We start from the raw sequence: 24459 nt of genomic DNA, 5'->3' as shown, positions 1-24459 counted from the left end.
ACCGCGCTTAGCCTGCGTTTTCGCAAGAACCGAGCCGGAACCCCACGCCGTGCACGGTCTCAATGGCATCGTTGCACCCGCCCGAACCAAGTTTTGCGCGGATATTGCGGATATGGCTGTCGATGGTGCGGTCCGAGACGTGAATGTTGTCCCGGTAGGCCTTTTCCAGAATGCGTTCGCGCGTGAAGACGATCTTGGGACGGCTCATGAGCGCACTGAGGATTTCGAATTCGATCGCCGTCAGTCCGATTTCAAGACCGTTGACCTTCACTTGGCGTTCGTCTTTTTCCAGCGTGATGAGCCCCTGCTTCAACTGGGGTGTTTCAGCGTCCTGAACGGTTTGCGGTGCCGCATATCGCTTGAGAATAACCCCGACACGGGCGATCAGCTCCCGAGGGCTGAACGGCTTTGTGACATAGTCGTCCGCGCCAAGCTCAAGTCCGATGATCCGGTCGATTTCATCATCGCGCGCAGACAGGAACAGGATCGGCACTTCCGACGTTTTCCTGAGTTCCCGGCACACGTCGAGGCCGTCCATCTCCGGAAGGCCGATGTCCAGTATGATCAGCGACGGAGCGCACAGGACCATCTTGTCCAGCGCTTCTTTGCCATTGGTCGCGATTTCGTGGCTATAAGAGGCTTTCTGGAGGGCGAAACAGATGACCTCCCGGATATTCGGATCATCATCGACAACAAGAATGGTTTTGGTCTGCAATGGACTGGTCCGGACAATTGCGCTCCCATAAGGGATCGGGGGAGCCTGAAAAGGGGTGTCTAAATCAGCTGTTTCTTAAGAGATAACCGAGGCGACATCATGTTTCCAGCCACCAGCCGTCACGGCGCAGCTTACGGGGAAGGGACGTGTCGATAATTTCGGTTCTGGAAAGCCCGGAGCGCCGGTCGCGGCTCGGCTCGGCAAGCCTCTCTGCGGTCCATGGGGTGAACGGACAGGGGTGAAAGTTCAGACGGAACCTGATGGCGCTCAAGAACATTGTATCCTCCTGGTGAGCGGAACTGACGTTAGAAGTAGCCGGGTGCTCTTGCAGTCGGATGTGAAGCTTTGTGCAGATTTTGCGCATATTGGGTTTTTGGCGAGTTGACCCGACAGCGACAATACCGCCCTGATTGTCTGAGGTTTGGGGCAATGGATGTCCCGCCGCAGGACACAAACAGCAAAAGATCATCCAAATCGGTTTCTTTTGCCAAAAGGAAAGCGGCCCCGAAGGGCCGCAGAGCTTTGTTAAGGCAGTATAGTATTATCGTTATGCTGAAGCCGAGGCCTTTTGCTTTATCCGCCAGCCCACAGCGCCCATCAGCCCGAGTGCGCCTGCCAAGAGTGGCAATGCAGCCGGGATTGGAATTACGTTTACCGCTGCGGTGCTGAATGAAAAGTCGTCAATTGCGTAATTACTGCCTGTGATTTCAAGACGATGCACAGCAAACCCTGAGAAATCAAAGATTTGGCTGAAACCGCCACTATTGGCGAGAGTGGTTAGCAAATTTCCGCCGATGTCGAATGCAGATGCTTGAAATGGTGTATTGAAGATCAAAAACGACACATCTGTATAAGACAAACCGCCTGTGAAATCGACGTTCAACTGACCATTGAAGTTGCCATTACCGATAGCGCTGGTGCTTGCTCCCAGGGAATTTGGTGAACTTCCAACCGTGGTCCCCAAATTCAGAGCAACATCTGGCGTCGAGAAAAGGACACCCGACCCCGCATATTCATTACCTGTTAGTTCGCCAACTCCAAAACTGCTGCCAAGATCATCGAAATTGATTACAACGGCGTTGGCGCTGCACATTGTCCCTATTAGTAACGCTGTCGCGCATACTATCTTCCCCAACCAATCCATTTCCACATCCCCCTGTGTATCAAGTTGTAAAAATAACTTCTGAGCAAAAAAAGGAAAGACAATGCTGTCTTTCCTGTAAGTAAGTATGTCACAGAGCTAAAGCATTGTATAGCAAATTGCAGACTTACCCATTGCTTTAAACACTGACGAATGCCAGTGCACGTCTAATGTGTCAAGCTGGCCGTCTTGAGCAGAACATATCCCGGAAACACGACGAGCGACGACAGGGTCAGCAGCATGCCGATCGCGCGGCCGATGCCGAAACCCGTCATGACAACCGTTGCATAGTGAAGCAGTCGCCCTGCCAGCAATGCGCAGCCTCCAATCCAGAGCAGGAGGTGGGGCGCACCGGCGAGTTCGGCTGCCGCCATTGCAAGCAGCGCGATAGGGACGGTCTCGGTGAAGTTGCCATGTGCCCGCATGCGTTGAAGCAAGACACCGTCCCCGCCGTCAAGAAACTGGATGTTGATTTGAGCTCGGCGCAGACCGACAGCGACAGTCATCGGAATTTGGATGAGCGCAAAAAGGGCAACGAACAGGATCGTTACCGGCAGCGCGGAAACAAGTTCCATGGAGGTCTCCTCATGAAATGGAAATTGGATATTCCGGCCGGCAAAGGCCCGGCGTTGCGCGGGACTGGCCGGCCGAAATCATTTCAGGTGCGCGATTGGCGCAGCTTTCCGGGGTTCAGGCTTCGGCCGGCGCTTCATACGTAATCAGTGCAATCACGCCGCCCACCGGATCGACAAGGGTTGCCATACGGCCAACCCCTGGGATGCTCATCGGTTCGCTGGAGATGGTCGCGCCAAGTGACTTGGCCTTTTCGATACGCGCATCGACATCGTCGACGGTCACATACGGCAGCCAGCGCGGCGGTTCCGACTGCATTGGAGGAAAGCCACCGATCTTGTCTTCGCCATTGGCAATAACCGTGTAGGTCATGCCCGGCATTTCCATGTCTTCCAGACCCCAGCCCAGAAGACTTGAATAGAACTCCTTGGCTTTTGCACCATCGCCACTCATCAGTTCCATCCAGCTGAAAGCGCCGTGTGTTTGCATCGGATTGCTCATGTCATTTGTCCTCATCTCGAAATCAATGACCTGGTAGACCCAGGTGATCAGAGGACGGACAGCAATCCGCAAATCCGACAGGGCAGGTCGATTTTTTTGAAAATGAACGAACGATCCCGAAAATCTCAGGGTGACGCGGCATTTGTTAACGGCATTCACCGGAGATCCAGGCAACCAGCGCGGAACGCGCGTTCAGATTTGCGGACCGTTTCACCGGGTGAACAAGCCAGAAGCCGAGATCCGTCAGGGCTTCATCGCACCAGACTTCGCAAAGTCGGTCGTTGCGCACATCGGCCTCGGCAATCAGGCGCGGCGCGATGGCAATGCCCTGCCGGTTGGCCGCAGCATCAAGGGCAAGCGAGGTCTGGTTGAATTGCAACGACGGTCCTGTCGGCGACAGGCCATGCTCGTGGATATAGAGGTCCCAGTGCCTGTGCCCGTCCTGAATGAGCGGCATTCGGATCAGATCGGCCAGACTGAGCGGGTTTTGCGGGCAAAAATCGGCACTTGGACTGCAATATGCCTTCAAGTCCAGTGACGCGAGTTTTTGCACTTCAAGTCTCTGACTGGTCGGGCGTTTTCCCTGACGAACCGCAATGTCGACATCCTGGCCCTTGAAATCCGTGATTTGCTCGCTGGCGAAGATGCGCACGTCAATGTCCGGATGTGTTTCCATAAAGGCCGGTAGCCTCGGAACGAGCCATTTCGACGCAAAGGAAGGCGGAACACTGATGGTGACTTTGTTGACTGATGGATATAATTTTTTTGTAGCCTCTTCAATGACGGAAAGGCCTTTTGCGACTTCCGAGTGGAAAAGCCGGCCCGCCTCGGTAAAGGCGAGGCCGCGCGCTTTCCTTTCAAACAATATGACGTCCAGATCTGCTTCGAGGGTCCTGACTGCCTGAGCAACTGCGCCTTGAGTGAGGTTCAGATCCTCGGCGGCAAGACGGAAGTTCAGATGCCGGGCGGCGGCATCGAACATCTTGATATGTTGAAGTCTCGGCGTACGCATATTTTTTCAAGACAGTAGCTTTTCAACAGTCTAATCCTTTCAAAAATGATTGGTCAAGACCTGCCGAGGCTCATACATTTTGGTGAGTGAACAATTGAGGATACCGAGATGGCAGACAAAAAGGTGGCGGTCGTAACCGCAGGCGGCAGCGGCATGGGCGCGGATGCGGCGCGCAGACTGGTGCAGGAAGGTCATGAAATCGCAATTCTCTCGTCTTCGGGAAAGGGTGAGGCACTGGCTATGGAGTTCGGTGGTGTCGGCGTTTCCGGATCCAATCAGTCGAATGACGACCTGAAACGTCTCGTTGACCTCACAATGGAAAAGTGGGGCAGGATCGATGTTCTGGTGAACAGCGCCGGTCACGGCCCGCGTGCGCCCATCCTGGAGCTGACGGACGAAGACTGGCACAAGGGCCTAGATGTCTATTTCATGAATGTCGTCAGACCGACGCGGCTTGTGACACCCATCATGCAGGCGCAAAAATCCGGGTCGATCGTCAACATTTCGACATTCGCAGCTTTCGAGCCGGACCCTGTCTTTCCGACTTCCGGTGTGTTTCGCGCTGGTCTTGCAGCTTACACAAAGCTCTTTTCAGACAAGTATGCGGCTGAGAACATTCGCATGAACAACGTTCTGCCGGGCTTCATCGACAGTCTTCCGGAAAAGGAAGAGTTCCGCGCACGCATCCCGATGGCGCGGTATGGCAAGTCATACGATGAAATTGCCGCGGTCGTTGCTTTTCTGGCGTCGGAGGGAGCGGGTTACATCACCGGCCAGAATATACGCGTCGACGGCGGCATCACGCGATCCGTTTGATGTAATGACCTCAATGGGCAAGCGCATCCAGTTTCGACTGGATGTGCTGCCGCTCCACATCGGTTCCGGCGTGCCGGATCGCGGCCTCATAGGCCGCTCGCGCCTTCGGATACTGTTCCAGGTCTGCCAGGAGAGCTGCCGTCGCAGCATGATAGCTCGCATAGCGTTCAAGCGGTACCGCCAGTTTCTCCAGAAGCTGAAGTGCCTCTTCGGGCCCCTTCAGCTTGGCAATGACGACCGCCCGGTTCAACGAGACCACTGGGGATGGCCGAATGATCTCAAGCGCCCGATAGAGCCGGTCCAGTTCCGTCCAGTCTGTGTCGTCATATATGGCAGCGCGTGTATGGGTTGCTGCAATGGCGGCCTCGATCTGGAATGGCCCGGGCGCGGCGCTTCTAAGAGCAGCCTCCAGGAGCACATTCCCTTCTGCAATCAGTCTGCGTTCCCATTTTGACCGGTCCTGAAATTCCAGCGTAACGGCTTCGCCGCTGGTGTTGACCCTTGCCCTGTGCCGCGAATGCTGGATCAGGCAAAGCGCCAGCAGGCCACGCAACTCGGGTTCCTCGGGGAACAGCCGGACCATGATCCGCGCAAGACGGATGGCCTCCAGGCAGAGCGGCGTGCGGATGAGTTGGGAGCCGTGCGAGGCAGAATAGCCTTCATTGAAGACAAGATATATGGCATTGGCAACGGCGGAAAACCGCTCTGCGCGCGCCTTGGCATCCGGTTCCTCGTAGCGAAGCTTGGCCGCGCTAAGGCGCTTCTTGGCGCGGGTGATCCGTTGCTCCATGGCTTTCGGCTGAACCAAAAACGCACGTGCGATTTCGTCCACGGAGAGGCCGGCGACAATCTTTAGCGACAGTGCGATCTGTTGGTCGCGGCGCAACACAGGATGACAGCATGTGAAGAGTAGTCGCAGGATATCGTCTCGGTAGACGGACCTGTCGAGGGCTTCCGTCAATGCCTCCTCCGTATCGGCCTCATCGACAATCGGATCGAGGTCTTCCGGTGCGGACAGTGTTTCCCGCCTTTTCTTCCGGAAAAGATCAATGCCTGCATTACGCCCGGCGACAATCAGCCAGGCAGCGGGATCTCTGGGCAGGTCATCCGGATTCCAGCTTTTCAGTGCCTTGAGCGAAGCCTCCTGAAACGCGTCTTCAGCAAGGTCCAGATCGGCGAAGGCTCGGTGCAATGCTGCCAGCACACGCGGGCGCGCAGCCCTAAGATGCGTCGATAACCAGGCGCTCGGCATTTTTGAAATCGGCCCCCTCGAAATATTCCACCGGACGGATTTCGACGCGGCCATGCTCCAGCGGAAGCAATTTCACCGTGTCGATGGCCTCCTCCAGCGACGGACAGTCGATCATGTAAAATCCCATGAACTGTTCCTTGGTTTCTGCGAAGGGACCGTCGGTGACGAGATAGTCGTCGCTCTCCTTGTTGATTGTCACCGCTGTTCCCGTCGACATCAGTTTGGTCGCAGCGGCAAAGGTCTTGGCGCCTTTGGTATGTTCGTGGAACGCGCGGTGGTGTTTCATGATGTCCGCATGTTCCTCGGGTGTGATGGCATCCATAAAGTCTTCGTTGGCATAGATCAGGACCGAAAACAGCATCGTCTTTTCCTCCGGTTTCAAAGCGGTGTCACCTAGGAACGTGCGACAACGAGCTTAGCCGACAAGCAGAGGTGACAAAAACACCAAAATCCCCTCGGCGGGTGGAAATTCGAACGCCTATCCCGTCTTCGGCACGGCAATCCCGCCACAGAATATGTGCGTGCCAGCGCAGCCGATAGGGCTGATGCACCCGAGCGCGGGAAGGTGCTCCGCAAGCTCAGGATAGAGAAAGTTCAATCGGGCAGAAACCTCAACCCAGCCAGCCGTCCTTCTTCAGGCTCTGGTAGGTGTCATCGAGTGTCTTTTCCGCTGTATTGACCAGGAAATCGGCTTCTTCATGCGTGAGAACAAGCGGCGGCGAAATGATCATGCTGTCGCGCACGGCGCGCATGACCATGCCGTTGTGGAAGGATATGTCGCGGCAGATGGTGCCGACCGTGCCGACATCCCGGAAGGCCTTTTTAAGATCCTTCTTGTCCGGCACGAGCTCAAGAGCCCCCATCAGGCCCGTCATGCGTGCCTCGCCGACGAGGGGATGTTCGCCAAGCCGTTTCCAGCGCTCCTGCAGATAAGGGCCGATGTCGGTTTTGACCCGTCCCACCAGACCTTCGCGCTCGATAATGTCCAGGTTTGCGAGTGCGGCGGCGGCACAAACCGGATGGCCGGAATAGGTGTAGCCGTGATTGAAATCTTCACCGGAATTCATCAGCCCCTCGGCGACTCGGTCGGACACAAGAACACCGCCCATCGGCAGGTATCCGGACGTCAGACCCTTGGCGATGGGCATCAGGTCGGGTTTGATTTCAAAATGGGTCGAGCCGAACCACTCGCCGAGGCGGCCAAAACCGCAAATGACTTCGTCTGCAACGAGAAGAATGTCGCGCTCGCTCAGGATACGGCGGACTTCCGGCCAGTAGCTGTCGGGTGGAATGATGACACCGCCGGCGCCCTGGATTGGTTCGGCGATGAAGGCAGCGACCTTGTCTTCGCCAAGTTCGTCAATTGCCTGCTCAAGCTTCCGCGCCGCGTAAACACCGAATTCATCGAGGCTCATGTCCTGGCCTTCACCGAACCAGTACGGCTGATCGATATGGTGGACACCTTCGACGGGAAGATCGCCTTGCGCATGCATGGCTTTCATGCCGCCCAGGCTCGTCCCGGCAAGTGTCGATCCGTGGTAGCCGTTCCAGCGGCCGATGATCACTTTCTTGTCCGGTTTGCCCATCTTGTCCCAGTAGGTCCGCACCATGCGGAACACAGTGTCATTGGCTTCGGACCCGGAGGAGCAATAAAAGACCGTGTTGATGTGATCCGGGGCCAGTTTGGCCAGCCTCTCGGAAAGCGCGATCGCGGGCGGGTGGGTCGTCTTGAAGAAGGTGTTGTAATAGGCGAGCTCGTTCATCTGCCGTTGAACTGCTTCGGTGATTTCCGTTCGCCCGTGACCGACCTGGACGCACCAGAGCCCGGCCATTCCGTCAAGGATCCTGCGGCCCTCGGAATCCGTCAGCCAGACACCATCCGCCCTGGTGATGATGCGGCTGCCTTCCGCATTCAGCGATTTCATGTCCGAAAAGGGATGCCAGTGATGCGCTGCGTCGATCTCCTGAAGCGCCTTTGTCGGATAGATGTTGGAATGAGCCGTCATGGCATGAACTCCGAAGGGGAAAGGGGCAATACTTAGACGTTGAGCAGGAGATATTCCCGCTCCCACGCGCTGATCACGGACATGAAGGTTTCAAATTCCTCGTATTTGATCGCGCGGTAGGTCGCGACGAATTTTTCGCCGAACACCTCGATCATCTCATCCGAGTTTTCGAACTTCGCGACCGCCTCCGGAAGTCCGCGCGGCAGTGACTTGGCAAGTTCGGTACAGTCGTCACTTTTGGGAGCGTCGGGTTTCAGTTCTTTTTCAATACCGAGATAGCCGCAAGCAAGACTTGCCGCGATAGAGAGGTACGGATTGGCGTCGGAGCCGGGGATGCGGTTTTCAAGCCGGCGTGCTTCTGGACTGGAATAGGGGACCCGCAACCCGACCGTCCTGTTGTCGTAGCCCCAGTAGACATTCACGGGCGAAGTCGATGTCTTCGAAAAACGCCGGTAGGAATTCACGAAAGGCGCCATGATGCAGGTGACGGTGGGCAGAAAGGTCTGGTGTCCGGCAATGAACGAGAGAAACGCCGGGGTCTCTTCTCCGTTCTCACCTGAAAAGATATTGTTGCCCGTCTCCCTGTCGAGCACCGACTGGTGGATATGCATGGCGGAACCGGGCTGGTGCGACATCGGTTTTGACATGAATGTGGCATACATCTCGTGCCGCAGGGCCGCTTCGCGAATGGTCCGCTTGAACAGGAACACCTGGTCCGCAAGCGCCAGTGGATCGCCGTGACGCAGATTGATTTCCATCTGCGCCGCACCTTCCTCATGGATCAGCGTATCAATCTCAAGTCCTTGTTTTTCGGAGAGATCGTATATGTCGTCGATAAGGTCGTCGAATTCGTTGAGTGCCGAAATCGAATAGGACTGGCGTCCGACTTCGGGGCGTCCCGAGCGGCCCGTGGGCGGTTCCAGCGGATAGTCTGGATCGGTATTGGGCCGGACCAGATAAAACTCGATTTCCGGGGCAATGACCGGTTGCCAGCCCTTGTCTTCATAAAGTTTCAGGACGCGTTTCAGGACGTTGCGCGGTGCGGTCTCCACCGGGGCGCCCTGGCGTGTGTAGGCGTCGTGGATGAGCTGCGCGGTCGGATCGCTCTCCCAGGGAACCGAGGTGAGCGTGCTGTAGTCGGCGCGAAAATAAAGGTCGCCATCGGTCGGGTTGTGCTGAAACCGCTCATCATCATCCGGATAATCGCCGGAAATGGTTTGAGCGAAAATCGAGGCCGGCATGGTCATGACCGGACCGGAGAAAAACTTCTCGACCGGCATCATCTTGCCACGGGCGACACCGGCTAGATCGGGAACGATGCACTCGATGTCTTCTATATTGCGAGCATGCAGCCAGTCGCGCGCGGCATCGCCGTCGGGGACGCCGCGCAAACTGTCCGCGTGTTTCAGACGGTCAATGGCAGGCGTTTCATCACTCACGACGGGCTCCAACAGTTCGGCTGGGTTACGATGCACAACGCTCGGTCAAAATCTGTGCACCGGCTACCCGTCATCGCCGTGGGGGCGGCAGACGGGTAAGTTCAGGTTTTGTGATCACAAAATGACACGGAGTTTGTTCCGGATCAACCGGCTGTTGCGCTCTCAAGGATTTCTTTGCCCAGGAGCCCCATCCCGTCGGCGATGTCTCCTGAGATCGCCGCCCGCAGCGCGGCACTGTCCTTAAGTTCGATCGCCCGGATCGCCTCTTTGTGCTGGTCGACAAGACTTGCCGTGCCCACGCGGCCATACACTGTGCGCATAAAGGGCGCAAACTGCAGCCACAGGCTGTCGATCAGCGGCAGCAGAACCTTCGAAGCGGAGGCGCGGTAGATATGAAAATGAAATGCATGATTGAGCCGCATATAGGCCTCTGCATCACCGCCGACGATACGCTGGTCGATATCGTCGTCGAGGGCTGTGAGGGTCTTCACATCTTGCAACGTCAAGTGAGGAAGCGCGCGTTCTGCGAGTTCAGGCTCAAGCAAAAGCCGGGCTGTCAGGACCTCTTCAAACCGGTCCCTTGTCATGTCGGGAACCTGAACCCGGCCGTTGCGTTTGACCTCAAGTGCGTTTTCGGCCGAGAGCCGCTGGAGCACTTCGCGCACGGGCATGGGACTGACACCGAGTTCGCCGGCAAGCCCGCGGATCGTCACTGCCTTGCCCGGAATGAAACGGCCGGTCAGCAAGCCTGAGCGGATTGCGGCATCAACCTGGCTGCGCGTTGCACCGCGCGACGACGGAGCAGCCTCGGCAAGATGCCCTGCCGACTCGTTTGTCAGACCAGGTTGTCGGCCAGGCAATGCGGTCTCCCCACCATTACAAATCTTCAATAAACGCGATCTGCCTTGACAGATTTATCCGAAAGTGATCACATTTTTGGAAATGAAGCAAACGAAAGCTGACAGACCGGCGTTGTTGTTCATCAGAGCAACTCGGTGCAACAGCGCGGGCGAGAAGCACTCTATATGAATGAACTACCCCACCAGATCCTGGAACATCCGGCGGAGCCCGGATGGAAGGTGGATTTTGAAGCCTTTTTGGCAACCCATCCCGACCTCGACACCCTGGAAGTGGTATTGCCCGACACCAATGGCGTGCTCAGGGGCAAATGGCTGCCTGGAAAGGCGCTGAGGAAGGTTTTTGAACAGGGGGTCGCATTTCCCTATTCCTTGTTTGGTCTCGATGTGTGGGGCCGGGAGGTGGAAGCGACAGGTATGCACCTTGAAACGGGCGACAAGGACGGGGTCTGCTGGCCAATTCCGGAATCGCTCAAACTCGTGCCCTGGACGGATCGCAAGACCGCACAGGTTCTGCTGTCGATGTATGATCGGGATGGACAACCGTTTCCGGCCGATCCGCGACATGTGCTGGAAAACATGGTCGAGCGGCTCAAATCTGAGTTCGGTGTATCCGCGACCTGTGCCTTCGAGCTGGAATTCTATCTGTTTGAAGAAAGCGAGGGAGATTGGACGGAACAGCCGAAGCCTCTTTTCTCGACGCATCTCGGGCCGGCCCGGCAGAACATGTATGCGCTGTCGGATCTTGAAGCGCTTTTACCCGTCGTGGATGACTTGCGCAAAGCGTGTGAAGCACAGGGCATTCCGGCAGATGCGGCTGTCTCGGAAGCAGCTCCCGGTCAATTTGAACTGAACCTCCATCATCGTCGCAATCCCTTGCTGGCCGCGGACGATGTTGTCCTTTTGCGGCGCTTGGTGGCCGGCGTTGCCCGCAAGCATGAACTCAAGGCCTCGTTCATGGCCAAACCATTCGTGGAATGGCCCGGCAACGGCATGCACGTGCATGTGTCCATGGAAGATGACAACGGCAATCTCTTCGCCGATCCGGACAAGGGACCCGAACGTCTCGGTCACGCCATCAACGGGCTGATGAAGACGATGCCGGAGGCCCTGCTTCTCTTCATTTCGACCTTCAACGGGTTCCGCCGCATGCAGCCCGGGTCGTACGCTCCGGCGTCGATTTGCTGGGGCTATGACAACCGCTCGGTCGCCTTGCGCGTTCCGGCATCCAGTCCGGAGGCGGCGCGGGTTGAACATCGTATCGCAGGAGCGGATGCGAACCCGTATCTGGTGCTGACCGGCATTCTCGCCGGAATGCTGGAAGGCCTGGTTCAGAAAAAGGATCCGCCGGCACCTGTTACCGGAAATGCTTATGAAAAACGAAAGAAGCGCCTGACGCCGTGGATGGACGAAGCCATCGATGCCTTTGAAGCTTCCAAGCTCATGAAACAGGCGGTCGGAGCGGAAATGCACAAGGTGCTGACAGAGATAAAACGGGAGGAACTGAACGAATTCGGGCGGGAGATTTCTTCGCTTGAGCGTCAGACCTATCTTTGATGCACGAGTTGCCCAAAATCGGCGCTGGACAAACAATCTGCGCCTCGCCAAAGTTCAGAACACAAGGGAAGTAACGAACGGAAATGTCCGTTTACAAACAGGAACAAGGCCGAAAACGGCCGCCGTCAAACCTCTGAAGGGGAGTTCAGAATGACTGTGAAGACTTTGTTGACTGGGGTTGCAGCTCTCGGCCTGCTGAGCGGTGTCGCACACGCTCAGGATCGGACCGTTAATGTCTATAACTGGTCCGACTATATCGACGAATCCATCCTGGAAGATTTTACCAAGGAAACCGGCATCAAGGTCGTCTATGACGTCTTTGACAGCAACGAGGTTCTGGAAACCAAATTGCTCGCCGGCGGCACGGGTTACGATGTTGTCGTGCCGACGGGAACCTTCCTCGCGCGCCAGATCCAGGCTGGAGCCTTTACCGAGCTGGACAAGTCCAAGCTCTCAAATCTTTCCAACATGTGGAAGGACATTGAGGAACGCGTCGAGAAATATGATCCGGGCAACGCCTATTCGATCAACTACATGTGGGGAACCACGGGCATTGGCTACAATGTCGAAAAGGTCAAGGAAGCGCTTGGCGAGGACGCACCGGTCGATAGCTGGGATCTGCTTTTCAAGCCTGAAAACATCGAGAAACTGAAAGACTGCGGCGTCTTCATGCTCGACGCACCGACGGAGATGATCCCGGCGGCCCTGAATTATCTGGGTCTTGATCCCGACAGCAAGGACCGGGGCGAAATTGAGCAAGCCGGTGAGCTGCTCAAGTCGATCCGCCCGAGCATCCAGAAATATCACTCTTCCGAGTACATCAACGCGCTCGCAAACGGCGACATCTGCGTGGCGGTGGGCTGGTCCGGTGACGTTCTTCAGGCACGCGACCGAGCTGCGGAGGCTGACAACGGTGTGACTGTTGAATACGTCATCCCGAAAGAAGGTGCGCAAATGTGGTTCGACCAGATGGCAATTCCGGCCGACGCGCCGAACATGGAAGAAGCGCATGAATTCCTGAACTATATCATGCGGCCGGACGTCATGGCGAAGGCCTCCAACTTTGTCTACTACGCCAATGGCAACGAGGCGTCGAAGGAGCTTCTCAACGAGGATGTGATTGGCGACAAGGCGATCTATCCGGACGAGGCAACGGTCGGCAACCTCTTCACCACCACGCCCTATCCACCGAAGGTTCAACGGGTCGTGACCCGGACCTGGACCGCAGTGAAGAGCGGTCAGTAAGGATGACGCAAGAGCCAGGCCCCGGCAAAAGGGCCTGGCTTTTTGGTTTGTAAGTATCTCTTTAGGGGTGGGGAACTGTTGTGGCCAAGAAATCGATTGGACCGGTCCGTCGGGAGTTCAGCCCATGGGAAAATCCGGAGCACCCGCCTTTTATCGAATTTCGAAACGTCACGAAGAAATTCGGAGACTTCACCGCGGTGAAGAACCTGTCCCTGAAGATCTATGAGAAAGAGTTTTTCGCGCTTCTCGGCGGGTCAGGATGCGGCAAGACAACCCTGATGCGCATGCTTGCCGGGTTCGAGACACCCACATCCGGACAGATCTTCCTGGACGGTCAGGACCTTGCAGGCATACCGCCCTACCGGCGACCGTCCAACATGATGTTCCAGTCCTATGCGCTGTTCCCGCACATGAATGTAGCGAAGAACATTGCCTTCGGGCTGAAGCAGGACAATATGCCGGCTGCCGACATCGAGGCACGTGTCCAGGAAATGCTGCAGCTTACCAAGCTTGAGCAATTCGCAAAGCGCAAACCGCACCAGCTTTCCGGCGGGCAGCGTCAGCGGGTCGCGCTCGCGCGTTCGCTTGCAAAGCGTCCGAAGGTCCTGCTGCTGGACGAGCCGCTCGGTGCGCTTGACCGGAAGCTTCGGGAGGAAACGCAGTTCGAACTGATGAACCTGCAGGAAGAGCTCAAGATGACCTTCCTGATCGTCACACATGACCAGGAAGAGGCGATGACGGTCGCAGATCGCATTGCAGTCATGGACAAGGGCGAATTGGTGCAAGTCGCAACGCCGGCAGAGATCTACGAAGCGCCAAACTCGAAGTTTGTCGCCGATTTCATCGGTGACGTGAACCTGATCGAGGCCAAGGTTGCCGGGAAAAGCGAAGCAGGCACCAAGATGGTTTCCGTCACCGACGGCTTTGCCATCGAATGCGATCAGGTGACGGAAGCGACAGTCGGTGAGACGGTCTGGTATGCAATTCGCCCCGAAAAAGTCCGCATAGCTCAAGGTGACACCGAGCACGGCAAGGTCAACGAGATTGGCGGCGTTGTGTGGGATATCGCCTATCTCGGAGATGTTTCGATCATCCATTCCAAGGTGGGAGAAGATGACAACGATACGATCCGCGCGACCTTTGCCAACATCTCGCGCATGGTCGAAAATCCGATCAACTGGGACGATAAGGTCGTTCTCACATTCGACCGGGACGCCGGTGTCATTCTGACGCGATAGGAGGGCATGATGGACACAGAACATGTTGCCGCTCCGGCCAGGAGAAGCCCGGGAGCATGGCTGCTGATTGCCGTGCCGTACTTCTGGCTCTTCCTCTTTTTCCTGGCTCCCTTCCTGATTGTCGTCAAGATCTCGCTATCGCAGACCGCGATTGCAATTCCGCCATATGTTCCGACGTTTGATCTTTCTGAAGGATGGCAGGCCTTTCAGGAGGCTCTGTCCGCGTTTTCCTTCGAAAACTACGTGTGGCTGACGGAAGATGCCCTTTACTGGAGATCTTATCTTTCATCGGTCTCCATCGCGGCCGTTTCCACGCTGATAACACTCCTGATCGGCTATCCGATCGCCTACGGCATGGCACGCAGTCCGCAATCCTGGCGGCCGACGCTTCTGATGCTTGTTATTCTGCCATTCTGGACGAGCTTCCTGATCCGGGTTTACGCCTGGATCGGAATTTTGAAGAACGAGGGTTTGCTCAACCAGCTGCTGCTTACCTTTGGTTTGATCAACGAACCGCTGGTGATCTTGAACACCAACATCGCCGTCTACATCGGCATTGTCTATTCGTACCTGCCTTTCCTGGTCCTGCCGCTTTATGCAAGCCTGGAGCGGCTCGACGGCACCTTGCTGGAAGCGGCCGAGGATCTTGGCTGTCCGTCCTGGAAAGCATTCTGGAAAATCACTGTCCCGCTGTCTCTTCCCGGCATTATTGCGGGCTGCTTCCTTGTTTTCATTCCGGCGGTTGGCGAGTTCGTTATCCCGGATCTCCTGGGAGGGTCCGACACTTTGATGATCGGCAAGACCCTTTGGGTCGAGTTCTTCAATAACAGGGACTGGCCGGTCTCTTCGGCGGTCGCGGTGATCCTGCTTCTGATCCTGGTGATCCCGATCGTGCTCTTCCAGAACCAGCAGCAGAAAATGTCGGAGAAAGAAGGATGACGCGCGGTCCGACCTGGTTCAACATCACCTCGCTGGTACTCGGTTTTTCCTTCCTCTACCTGCCGATCGTGCTCCTGGTGATCTATTCCTTCAACGATAGCCGTCTGGTGACGGTCTGGGGTGGATTTTCAACCAAATGGTATGCGTCCCTTCTCCAGAACGACCAGTTGCTTGATGCCGCCTGGGTGACGTTGCGCGTGGCTTTTACGTCCGCGACCATTGCGACTGTCCTCGGGACGTTGGCTGCCCTTGTACTGGTGAGGTCGGGGCGTTTCATAGGACGGTCTCTGTTCTCCGGAATGATCTTTGCACCATTGGTGATGCCCGAAGTCATCCTCGGTCTGTCGCTTCTTTTGCTCTTCGTGGCAATGGATACCGCGCGCGGGTTCTGGACGGTGATGCTGGCGCATACGACATTTGCCATGTGCTATGTCGCTGTTGTGGTCCAGTCCCGGCTGGTCGGGTTCGACAAGTCCGTCGAGGAAGCTGCCGAGGATCTCGGGTGTCCGCCGGTCAAAACCTTCTTTCTAATCACGCTGCCGATCATATTGCCCGGGGTCATCGCGGGGTGGATGCTGGCCTTCACACTGTCTCTCGATGATCTGGTGATCGCAAGCTTTACCACGGGGCCGGGCGCGACGACCCTGCCAATGAAGATCTATTCTCAGGTGCGCCTTGGCGTCACGCCGGAAATCAACGCGGTTTGCACGATCCTGGTGGGTCTGGTCACGATTGGCGTTATCGCGGCTTCTCTGGTCACCAAACGCCAGCACGCGCAACGCGAGCGTGACGAGCGGGCGGCGTTCGGTGCTGATGGCTGACGTTCGGGTCTAGCCGGCTCTGGGTGGGCGGATCAGGTAGAACAACAGCCAGATCGGTACCACGATGAATGCGCCGAGGATCATGTTTGGGATGGCCCAGTCGCGAAACTCAATCAGGTAAATCCAGAGTTCCAGCGGGCTGAGGCCGACTGACCCCAAAATGTCTTCAGCTGTGATGTTGACAAACGAAAGACCCGCGCCGACCAGCAGGGAAAAGGCTGCAATCCTGAAAAGTGTTGACCAGAACGGGTACACGGCGCGCGGTTTCTCTCAAGCAAATGTCTGAACACAGCCGATTGGATTTGCTTTGATCCCTTGGCTGACGCGCCTCAATTCTTCGCTTTAAGACTTTACAAACCATAAACAACTTCGAAAAACGCGCCGAAACGCACGTTTCACCCGTTATTCCGGCTTGATCCGGAGGTGTGTCAGTCCGTTCGCTTTAGTCGCACCGCAAAGCGGAAAATTTCTCTCACCGGTTCCTACGACCGTTCGCGATCCATTGCCGGAATTGAAAAAATACCGATCGGTACAATCCTTGTGACGCCCGGCACTTCGAAGCCCCGGTCTTCCTTCCGAAATACAGCACAGCCGCCGCAGAAGAAGGCACGAAAAGATGCCTCGCGGTCGAGACTGATTACAATCCAGAGGAAGACCCGAAATGAACTTCGAGACATTCAAGCAGAGAATTACGCCTCTCACAGCCATCTATCGCAGAGACAACGCCTGGGTCGGCAAATGGACCCATTCCTGGAATTATTACCACGAAATGGAGAAATACATCGACGCCGCATTTCGCCTGTACCGGGCCACTTCGACCAACGCACTGAAACTGGTCCTCCTCGGAGGTACAGGTATTCGAAAGAACAAAGACCTCATTGTCAATTTCGGGATCACTGGCGCAAACGGCATCCAGGACAGGGAAACGGAACAACACGTCAACGCGGAACAAGGGGAGCGAGGTGCAAATTCGAATACAAGACCGGTGCCATCCGTGCCGGTTGTCGGTGTTGGAAGTATCTTGAGCGAGAAACACTGGACGCCGCTATTGAATGACGCGCTGATCATCGGATCTGCAGCAGCCGGACAGGAATTCCACCTGGCGCTTGAAAACGGCTATCACCACTCCTGGAGAGACTGCGAACAGTTCATCCAATGGAAGGCTGATCCTGAAATTCGCGAAAAACTGGAACAACTGCAGCGTATGAATAGTACGCTGGACATAATGGATCGGCGCATTCGTCAGAATCCCGGATTCACCCAGAGCCCGGGAACGAAAAGCGCACACGAAAAACTGAAAAAAGACTACGCGCGTCAATCGACAATCTTCTTCCATACGAACGGTCCCGCCCACTACAAAAAGGTTTGGCAACAGTTTCTGTATGAAAATCTCGACATGCTTTGGGACAACAAAAACGGTGTGCCGAGAGTTCTTGCCCGTGAATTGATCGGTTTGCAATTGTTCGATTATGTCCCTGAGATGAATTACATGAAACTGGGTTTCTCAAGACCCAAAGGACGTCCTCAACCGTCTTTTGAAAGATACGTCAAAGAACTCAACAAACTGGGTATGCATAAAGGCAACAAAGCACGTGCGGATGTCATGAAGTTCCTGTCGACGTTTCTTTTCGGTGACGAGCTGGCGCTGCGTTTTCCGGAGGATGCTGTGGTCATTCCAACTGTTGCGTCGCGAATGGATTTGCTGAGGCGCAACGGGCTTAATATCTGACCCACTGGTTAAGACGCGAAGACAAGATAGAATGGCTGGCATTCGTTGCCGGCCATCTGTTTTCATCGAACTTTTGTGCACGCTTAAACGCTTCAAACGCTGACGCCCCGCCGTCTCCCCGCGGGATCGCTCTGATTTTCGCTGCAATGCGGCAAAGATCTCTTGACCGGGAAGAACCGAGCGGCGAATGTGCGCCTCACGCACCTTGCGGTCAAAACTGGGAGTGAAACATGAACAAAATTTATCCGGACGCAAAGGCCGCCCTGGACGGGCTGACCTTTGACGGCATGACGGTGATGGCTGGTGGGTTCGGCCTTTGCGGCATTCCGGAAAATCTGATCGTTGCGCTCCGGGACTCCGGAGCCAATGACATAACCGCAATCTCCAACAATGCAGGCGTCGACGACTTCGGCCTCGGTCTTTTGCTGCAGACACGCCAGATCAAAAAAATGGTCTCATCCTATGTCGGCGAGAACGCCACGTTCGAAAAGCAGTATCTGAACGGCGAGCTGGAGCTGGAATTCAATCCGCAGGGAACGCTGGCGGAGCGCATTCGCGCCGGCGGCGCTGGTATCCCGGGTTTCTACACCAAGACCGGCGTTGGGACGCTGATCGCCGAAGGCAAGGAACACAAGGATTTTGACGGCGAAACCTACATCATGGAAACGGGACTGGTGGCGGACATCTCCCTCGTCAAGGCCTGGAAAGCCGACAAGGAAGGCAACCTGATTTACCGGAAAACGGCCCGCAATTTCAATCCGATGATGGCAACGGCCGGCAAGGTCTGCGTTGTGGAAGTCGAGGAGGTGGTCGAGATCGGCGAACTGGATGCCGACAACATCCACACCGCCGGTATTTTCGTTGACCGCATTATCGTCGGCGATCATGAAAAACGTATTGAAAAGCGCACGACGCGCGCAGCCTGAGGAGGATACATCATGGCCTGGACACGTGATGACATGGCGAAGCGCGCCGCGCAGGAACTGGAAGACGGTTTCTATGTGAACCTTGGGATCGGTATCCCGACCCTTGTCTCCAACTACATTCCGGAGGGCGTTCATGTAACGCTCCAGTCGGAAAACGGCATGCTCGGCATGGGCCCGTTCCCGACCGATGACGAAGTCGATGCAGACCTGATCAATGCCGGGAAGCAAACCATCACCGAATTGCCGCAGACGAGCTACTTCTCCTCTGCCGACAGTTTCGGCATGATCCGCGGCGGTCACATCGATCTGTCGATCCTGGGTGCCATGGAAGTGGCGGAATCCGGCGACCTTGCCAACTGGATGATCCCGGGAAAGATGGTCAAGGGCATGGGCGGTGCCATGGATCTGGTGGCAGGTGTGAAACGCGTTGTCGTGATCATGGATCACACTTCCAAGGCGGGCGATCCGAAACTCCTGAAGGACTGCACGTTGCCGCTCACCGGCGTCAAATGCGTTGACCGCATCATAACAAACTTTGGTGTCTTCGACGTTGCAGAAGGCGGCCTCAAGGTCGTTGAACTGGCACCCGACGTGACGCTTGATGAAGTCAAGGACAAGACGCAGGCAACGATCGTCTGAACAAAGACGCATGATCCTCTGATCTGAAAACCTTTGAAAGGCGCCGTCACAGCCGTGACGGCGCCTTTGTCATTCAGACAAAGCGGGAAGAGGGCGGGCTTTGCAAAAAATCACGCGCCATGCCCTTTAAAAGGTTATTCGGCAGCCTGGTTTTCACGCCGTTCGGCAATCGGGCGGATTGCCGGAAAATCCGTGTCTGTGAGCGTTTCTTTGGACAGCAGCAGACCGGCACCTTCGTCAAGTTCGGAACGATGTTCGTTCAAGAGCTCCTTGGCCTGCATGAAAGCAGCTTCCACCCGTGTCTTGATCGCAAGATCGATTTCCCTCTGGGTGTCAGGAGAGACTTCGGCGACATCGCCGGCAGGTTGGCCCAGGAAGTTCTGGCGCTGTGTTGCGTAGGCGCGGTTTCCGAGCGCGTTCTCCATGCCGTAGCGCATGACCATGTCGCGAGCGACCTCCGTCACCTTCTGCAAATCGTCTGACGCGCCGGTCGAAATCTCACTGAAGACAATCTCCTCCGCCGCGCGTCCGCCCATCAAGACGGCCATGCGGTTCTCCAGGTCCTGCGTGGACAAGAGAAAACGGTCTTCCGTTGGCCGCTGCATCGTGTAACCGAGAGCGCCGATGCCGCGCGGGATGATGGAGATCTTGTGAACGGGATCGCAGCCTTCAAGGTTTGCCGCGACCAGCGCATGACCCATCTCGTGAAAAGCCACGGTCTTGCGCTCCTTTTCAGACAGGATGCGGCTGCGTTTTTCCAGCCCGGCAACCACGCGCTCAACGGCTTCGTTGAAGTCCTGCAAGGTCACGGCCTCCGCCTTGCGCCGCGTCGCCAGGAGGGCGGCTTCGTTCACGAGCGTTGCGAGGTCAGCGCCTGAAAACCCGGCCGTGAGCTGTGCGATCTGATCAAGGTCTGTGTTCGGGTCCAGAACGATCTTCTTGATGTGAACGTCCAGGATTGCCCTGCGCCCGGACTTGTCCGGCCGGTCGACAAGCACCTGCCGGTCGAAGCGCCCGGCACGCAACAGGGCCGGGTCGAGGATTTCGGGCCGGTTTGTTGCTGCAAGAAGAATGATGCCGCTCGACGGATCGAACCCGTCAAGTTCGGTCAGGAGCTGATTGAGCGTCTGTTCCTTTTCGTCATTCGTGCCCATTGCGCCACTGGAGCGCGCGCGCCCCAGTGCATCGAGTTCGTCGATGAAGATGATGGCGGGGGCTGCCTTGCGCGCCTGTTCGAACAGGTCGCGGACACGGGCAGCGCCAACCCCGACGAACATTTCGACGAATTCAGATCCTGAAATGGAAAAGAACGGCACCGCCGCTTCGCCGGCCACGGCACGGGCGAGAAGAGTTTTCCCTGTTCCGGGAGGCCCCACAAGAAGAATGCCTTTGGGAACATGCGCGCCGAGGCGGCCATAGGATGTGGGATCTTTCAGAAAGTCGACGACTTCCTTGAGCTCACGCTTGGCCTCGTCGACACCCGCGACATTGTCGAAGCGGACGTCGACATCGGTCTCGACATAGACCTTGGCCTTGGACTTGCCGACCGTCATCATGCCGCCAATGCCCTGTTTTTCCGCGATCCGGCGAATGAAGAACATCCACAATCCGAAGAACAACAGGACAGGAAGCACCCAGGACATGATGTCCCGGATAAAGGTGCTCTGGACGATACCGGTGAACTTGACGTCGTATTTGGTAAGCTCTTCGGCGAGCGGAATGTCGACACGCGTCGTGACAAAATACTGCTTGCCATCCTTCAAGGGTTCCTTGAACTTGCCCTCGATGGTGTTTTCCTTGATCGAGATTTCCTCGATCTTCTTGTCTTTCAGGTACTGTTCAAACTGACTGTAGGGGATCGGCTCGACGGTCTTGTAAGTCGTCCACCAGCTTTGGAACATCAGTACCAGCATCATCGCGATAAAGGCATACCAGAGATTGATCTGATGTTTTTTGTCCATGGAAAACACGTCCCGGTAGTGGTCTGAGCAGTGCCGCCATTGGGACGACTTGGACCCACCCTGTCAAGATGAAGGTGAGCGGTAAAAGCCTACCCGGCAGCTTCCGCCTGTCGCGCGGAGAGCTTCGTGCGGAAGGTGCTTGCACTTGAATTTGCAAGATAGATGACCGGGATCAGACCCACGAGAACAATTGCCAGAGACGGCAAGGCGGCTTCTTCAAAGGCCTCTCTGGAGGCGGCTTCGAAAACCGTCGTTGCGAGGGTTTCGAAATTGAACGGACGCAACAGGATCGTTGCCGGCAGTTCTTTCATGCAATCGACGAAACTGAGCAGAGCAGCGGAAAGCAGGACCGGTTTCAGGATCGGCAGATGCACTTGCGCCAGGGTTTGACCGCTATTTCGGCCGAGCGTTCTTGCCGCCATGTCCAGATGTGGCGTGATCCGGCCGAAACCGCCTTCCACCTGTCCATAGGAAACAGCCAGAAACCGGACGACATATGCATAGACCAGCCCGGTTCCGCTTCCGAGCAGGAGAAGACCGGTGTTGATGCCGAACCAGGCTTCCATGCGGGCATCGAGAAAGTTGTCGAAGCCGGCCAGCGGTATCAAAATACCGATTGCCAGAACGGTCCCGGGAATGGCGTATCCGATGGAAGCGAGACGAACCGCGAGTTTCAGTGGACCTTTGCCGTTAAGACGCAGCGCATAGGCCAGCGAGACCGAAATGAGGACCGTCAAAAAGGCCGCGAGGGACGCGAGACTGAAACTGTTCCAGACAATCTGAATGAAGTTTGAGGAAAGGACACCGTCCAGGCGTCTGCTCGCGCGGTCGGCCAGCAGCAGTCCTGGAACGACGAACCCGGCAATAATGGGCAACAGGCAAAGGCTGAGTGCCAGCGCAGACTTCCCGCCTCGCAGGTCGAAGCGGGTCGGAGGCCGGTGTTTCGATCCGCCGCCGCTGTCAAAGCGTTGCTTGCGCCGCCCGAAACGCTCCAGCCAGAGCAAAAGAAAAACCATCGCAAGCATCGCAAGCGCGAGCTGAGCAGCCCCGCCAAGGCTCGAGCGGTTCAGCCAGGTGTCATAGACGGAAAAGGTCAGCGTTTTCACGCCGAAAAAGGTGACCGCTCCAATATCGTTGAGGCATTCCATCAGTGCAAGCGACACCCCGATCGCGATTGCCGGCCTTGCGAGTGGAAGGGCAATGCGAAAGAACAGGCCGTATGGCGAAGCACCGAGCGTGCGCGAAACGTCCAGCGTCGATGACGATTGAATGAGGAAGCTGGCCCGGGCAGTCAGATAGACATAGGGATAAAGGACAGCGCCCATGACAAAGATCGCACCGCCAAGCGACCTTATTTCGGGGAACCAGTAGTCCCGCGAGGTCTGGAAGCCGAAGATATCCCTGATCAGGCTTTGGACAGGCCCGGTATAATCCAGCACTTCCACATAGGCGAACGCGACGATGTAGGTTGGAACCGCTAGAGGAACCAGAAGCGCCCAGTCGACAATCTTGCGCCCTGGGAAATTGCACATTGTCACCAGCCACGCCGTCAAAACACCGGTGACGCCGGTCGTCAGGCCGACACCGAGCATCAGCAACACCGTTGTCTGCACCGCGCCCGGAAGGACAGTTCTCAGGAGATGACCCCAGACCTCACCGGTTGGCGTGAAGGCAATCCAAATAATGGCGCCGAGCGGGAGTAAAACCATCGCGGCGATAAAGATAGCCGCGACCTGCCAGAAACGGTCTGCAATGGAGTGTGTCGGCGTGCGCAGCAAGGCGGGTCTTTTTGTTCGTAACGGTTCGCAGGAAGCTCTAGCGGCAATCGCGCAAAAAAGCAAAAAGCGCCGCATCGAACGGCGCTTTCCGCAAGTTTTTGTCAGCGCAGATTACGACGCAGGCCCATTGTCGAAGCCAACCTTGTCGACCAGTTCACTGGCGGTCTTGCGGTTCTTGGCAATGTCGGCGAGAGACAGGTCATCCGGGGTCAATTCACCCCAGCTCTGCACCCGTTCCGACACTTCGACGCCCGGTGTCACGGGGTATTCGAAGTTGGTTTCGGCATAGATCTTCTGTGCGTTTTCCGAAGACAGGAACTCGATCAGCTTGACCGCGTTGTCCTTGTTCGGAGCATTCTTGGCCAGAACGATACCAGCGAGATTGACGTGGGTTCCGCGTTCATCGGCGTTTGGAAACAGGATCCGTACAGAGTTTGCCCATTCTTTCTGCTCAGGCTCTTTGTCGTTCGTTTCCATCTTGCCCATGTAGTAGGTGTTGCCGATGGAAATGTCGCACTCGCCAGCAAAGATGGCCTTTACCTGTGCGCGGTCGTTTCCGGCCGGCTTGCGTGCAAGGTTGTCGCGAACCCCGGCCAACCACTCTTCGGTTTTTTCAGCACCGTGATGGGCGACCATCGAGGCGATCAGACCAATCGTATAGACATGCTGGCCCGAGCGGGTACACAAACGGCCCTTCCACTTCGGGTCTGCGAGTTCTTCGTAAGAAATGGAATCCTGATCGACACGGTCCTTGGACGCATAAATGATGCGCGCGCGATTGGTGAGGCCGATCCAGTGACCTTCCGGATCGCGGAACTGGGCAGGGATGTTCTCGTTCACGACGTCAGAGGCGACCGGCTGCGTGATACCCAGCTGCTTGGCTCCATCCAATCGGCCGATATCAACTGTCAAAAGAACATCTGCCGGCGAGTTGTCGCCTTCGGCGGCAATGCGCTCGCCAAGACCCTTCGAGGCAAACACAACGTTCGGCTTGATACCGGTTTCAGCCGTGAAGGCATCCAGCAGCGGCTGGATCAGAAATGGCTGACGATAGGAGTAGATATTGACTTCGCCGTCGGCAGTTGCCGGGGCAGCGGCAAAGGCGGCTGAGGTCAGAACGAACGCGCCTGTCAGGGCACGGAGGGTGGAACGCATAGAACTCTCCCGGAGATCGAATGTTTCTTATCGCTTCAGGCTTCAGGGCCGTTGCGATTGAGCGGGACTATGTCGCGAAGGCTGGGGCAAGTCAATAAATATAATGAAATCAATAGTTTAGAATGATTCAAAACTAACTGGAGGTTTTCACTCCACTAT

The 24459-nt window shown here is 56.3% G+C and carries 24 protein-coding genes; 9 read left to right on the top strand and 15 right to left on the bottom strand.

The annotated features are described in order from the left end of the window. Positions 1-7: 7 nt before the first annotated feature. From Q0915_RS31940 to Q0915_RS31915, 6 genes are all read right to left on the bottom strand, one after another. Positions 8-715 (bottom strand): response regulator transcription factor, encoded by a 708-nt coding sequence (locus Q0915_RS31940; RefSeq protein WP_299484395.1) that lies wholly within the window; start codon positions 713-715, stop codon positions 8-10. Between the two features lie 97 nt (positions 716-812). Next, positions 813-992: a hypothetical protein gene (locus Q0915_RS31935; protein WP_299484394.1), complete on the bottom strand. Its 180-nt coding sequence runs from the start codon at positions 990-992 to the stop codon at positions 813-815. A 270-nt stretch (positions 993-1262) separates the two neighbouring features. Then, a complete protein-coding gene (locus Q0915_RS31930) occupies positions 1263-1859 on the bottom strand; it encodes a hypothetical protein (protein ID WP_299484393.1) in 597 nt (198 codons plus the stop codon). A gap of 164 nt (positions 1860-2023) precedes the next feature. Next, positions 2024-2431, bottom strand: coding sequence for an MAPEG family protein (locus Q0915_RS31925; RefSeq protein ID WP_299484392.1), 408 nt, complete (start codon positions 2429-2431; stop codon positions 2024-2026). 115 nt (positions 2432-2546) lie between these two features. Continuing rightward, positions 2547-2930 carry a VOC family protein gene (locus Q0915_RS31920; protein WP_299484391.1) on the bottom strand — a complete coding sequence of 128 codons (384 nt, stop codon included), beginning with the start codon at positions 2928-2930 and terminating at the stop codon, positions 2547-2549. Between the two features lie 145 nt (positions 2931-3075). Continuing rightward, entirely contained in the window at positions 3076-3942 is an 867-nt protein-coding gene (locus tag Q0915_RS31915; RefSeq protein WP_299484390.1) for a LysR substrate-binding domain-containing protein, read from the bottom strand. 108 nt (positions 3943-4050) lie between these two features. Here Q0915_RS31915 and Q0915_RS31910 point away from each other — a divergent pair, with 108 nt between their 5' ends. Next, complete coding sequence (locus tag Q0915_RS31910; RefSeq protein WP_299484389.1) at positions 4051-4758, top strand: SDR family oxidoreductase; 708 nt, start codon at positions 4051-4053, stop codon at positions 4756-4758. Between the two features lie 10 nt (positions 4759-4768). Here Q0915_RS31910 and Q0915_RS31905 read toward each other — a convergent pair whose 3' ends face one another. The 5 genes from Q0915_RS31905 to Q0915_RS31885 all read right to left on the bottom strand — a co-directional run bounded on the left by Q0915_RS31905 (position 4769) and on the right by Q0915_RS31885 (position 10315). Next, positions 4769-6010 (bottom strand): RNA polymerase sigma factor, encoded by a 1242-nt coding sequence (locus Q0915_RS31905; RefSeq protein ID WP_299484388.1) that lies wholly within the window; start codon positions 6008-6010, stop codon positions 4769-4771. Continuing rightward, positions 5979-6371: a YciI family protein gene (locus tag Q0915_RS31900; RefSeq protein ID WP_299484387.1), complete on the bottom strand. Its 393-nt coding sequence runs from the start codon at positions 6369-6371 to the stop codon at positions 5979-5981. The genes Q0915_RS31905 and Q0915_RS31900 overlap by 32 nt, the downstream gene beginning before the upstream one ends. Before the next feature lie 250 nt (positions 6372-6621). Further along, the gene (locus tag Q0915_RS31895; protein ID WP_299484386.1) at positions 6622-8016 is read right to left on the bottom strand and encodes an aspartate aminotransferase family protein; all 1395 of its coding nucleotides are present in this window, start codon (positions 8014-8016) and stop codon (positions 6622-6624) included. A gap of 32 nt (positions 8017-8048) precedes the next feature. Then, positions 8049-9425 (bottom strand): glutamine synthetase family protein, encoded by a 1377-nt coding sequence (locus tag Q0915_RS31890; RefSeq protein WP_299484407.1) that lies wholly within the window; start codon positions 9423-9425, stop codon positions 8049-8051. Between the two features lie 173 nt (positions 9426-9598). Then, positions 9599-10315 carry a GntR family transcriptional regulator gene (locus Q0915_RS31885; RefSeq protein WP_299484385.1) on the bottom strand — a complete coding sequence of 239 codons (717 nt, stop codon included), beginning with the start codon at positions 10313-10315 and terminating at the stop codon, positions 9599-9601. 165 nt (positions 10316-10480) lie between these two features. Between Q0915_RS31885 and Q0915_RS31880 the strand changes: the two genes are divergently transcribed. From Q0915_RS31880 to Q0915_RS31860, 5 genes are all read left to right on the top strand, one after another. After that, the gene (locus tag Q0915_RS31880) at positions 10481-11869 is read left to right on the top strand and encodes a glutamine synthetase family protein (RefSeq protein WP_299484384.1); all 1389 of its coding nucleotides are present in this window, start codon (positions 10481-10483) and stop codon (positions 11867-11869) included. A 150-nt stretch (positions 11870-12019) separates the two neighbouring features. Continuing rightward, entirely contained in the window at positions 12020-13114 is a 1095-nt protein-coding gene (locus tag Q0915_RS31875; RefSeq protein WP_299484383.1) for a polyamine ABC transporter substrate-binding protein, read from the top strand. A gap of 80 nt (positions 13115-13194) precedes the next feature. Then, positions 13195-14352 carry an ABC transporter ATP-binding protein gene (locus Q0915_RS31870; RefSeq protein ID WP_299484382.1) on the top strand — a complete coding sequence of 386 codons (1158 nt, stop codon included), beginning with the start codon at positions 13195-13197 and terminating at the stop codon, positions 14350-14352. Positions 14353-14361: 9 nt separating this feature from the next. Further along, on the top strand, positions 14362-15291 hold the full coding sequence (locus tag Q0915_RS31865) for an ABC transporter permease subunit (RefSeq protein ID WP_299484381.1): 930 nt from the start codon (positions 14362-14364) through the stop codon (positions 15289-15291). Next, positions 15288-16112, top strand: a complete 825-nt coding sequence (locus tag Q0915_RS31860) for an ABC transporter permease (protein WP_299484380.1) — start codon at positions 15288-15290, stop codon at positions 16110-16112. The genes Q0915_RS31865 and Q0915_RS31860 overlap by 4 nt, the downstream gene beginning before the upstream one ends. 9 nt (positions 16113-16121) lie before the next feature. Here the strand turns inward: Q0915_RS31860 and Q0915_RS31855 are convergent, their stop codons facing one another. After that, positions 16122-16367 carry a DUF6460 domain-containing protein gene (locus Q0915_RS31855; RefSeq protein ID WP_299484379.1) on the bottom strand — a complete coding sequence of 82 codons (246 nt, stop codon included), beginning with the start codon at positions 16365-16367 and terminating at the stop codon, positions 16122-16124. A 793-nt stretch (positions 16368-17160) separates the two neighbouring features. Between Q0915_RS31855 and Q0915_RS31850 the strand changes: the two genes are divergently transcribed. The 3 genes from Q0915_RS31850 to Q0915_RS31840 all read left to right on the top strand — a co-directional run bounded on the left by Q0915_RS31850 (position 17161) and on the right by Q0915_RS31840 (position 19406). After that, entirely contained in the window at positions 17161-17841 is a 681-nt protein-coding gene (locus tag Q0915_RS31850; protein WP_299484378.1) for a hypothetical protein, read from the top strand. A 230-nt stretch (positions 17842-18071) separates the two neighbouring features. Next, positions 18072-18767: a CoA transferase subunit A gene (locus Q0915_RS31845; protein ID WP_299484377.1), complete on the top strand. Its 696-nt coding sequence runs from the start codon at positions 18072-18074 to the stop codon at positions 18765-18767. A gap of 12 nt (positions 18768-18779) precedes the next feature. Next, on the top strand, positions 18780-19406 hold the full coding sequence (locus tag Q0915_RS31840; protein ID WP_299484376.1) for a CoA transferase subunit B: 627 nt from the start codon (positions 18780-18782) through the stop codon (positions 19404-19406). Positions 19407-19540: 134 nt separating this feature from the next. On the opposite strand, the gene ftsH is transcribed toward Q0915_RS31840, so the two are convergent. The 3 genes from ftsH to Q0915_RS31825 all read right to left on the bottom strand — a co-directional run bounded on the left by ftsH (position 19541) and on the right by Q0915_RS31825 (position 24300). Beyond that, positions 19541-21367, bottom strand: coding sequence for an ATP-dependent zinc metalloprotease FtsH (ftsH, locus tag Q0915_RS31835; protein ID WP_299484375.1), 1827 nt, complete (start codon positions 21365-21367; stop codon positions 19541-19543). Between the two features lie 89 nt (positions 21368-21456). Beyond that, entirely contained in the window at positions 21457-23145 is a 1689-nt protein-coding gene (locus Q0915_RS31830; RefSeq protein ID WP_299484374.1) for an iron ABC transporter permease, read from the bottom strand. Positions 23146-23256: 111 nt separating this feature from the next. Then, positions 23257-24300 carry a Fe(3+) ABC transporter substrate-binding protein gene (locus tag Q0915_RS31825; RefSeq protein WP_299484373.1) on the bottom strand — a complete coding sequence of 348 codons (1044 nt, stop codon included), beginning with the start codon at positions 24298-24300 and terminating at the stop codon, positions 23257-23259. Positions 24301-24459: the final 159 nt, after the last annotated feature.

Origin of the sequence: uncultured Roseibium sp. (assembly GCF_947494555.1) — a bacterium.
Lineage (GTDB): Bacteria > Pseudomonadota > Alphaproteobacteria > Rhizobiales > Stappiaceae > Roseibium.
The sequence above is the reverse complement of the archived record's forward strand: the minus strand, read 5'-3'. Positions and strand labels throughout refer to the sequence as shown.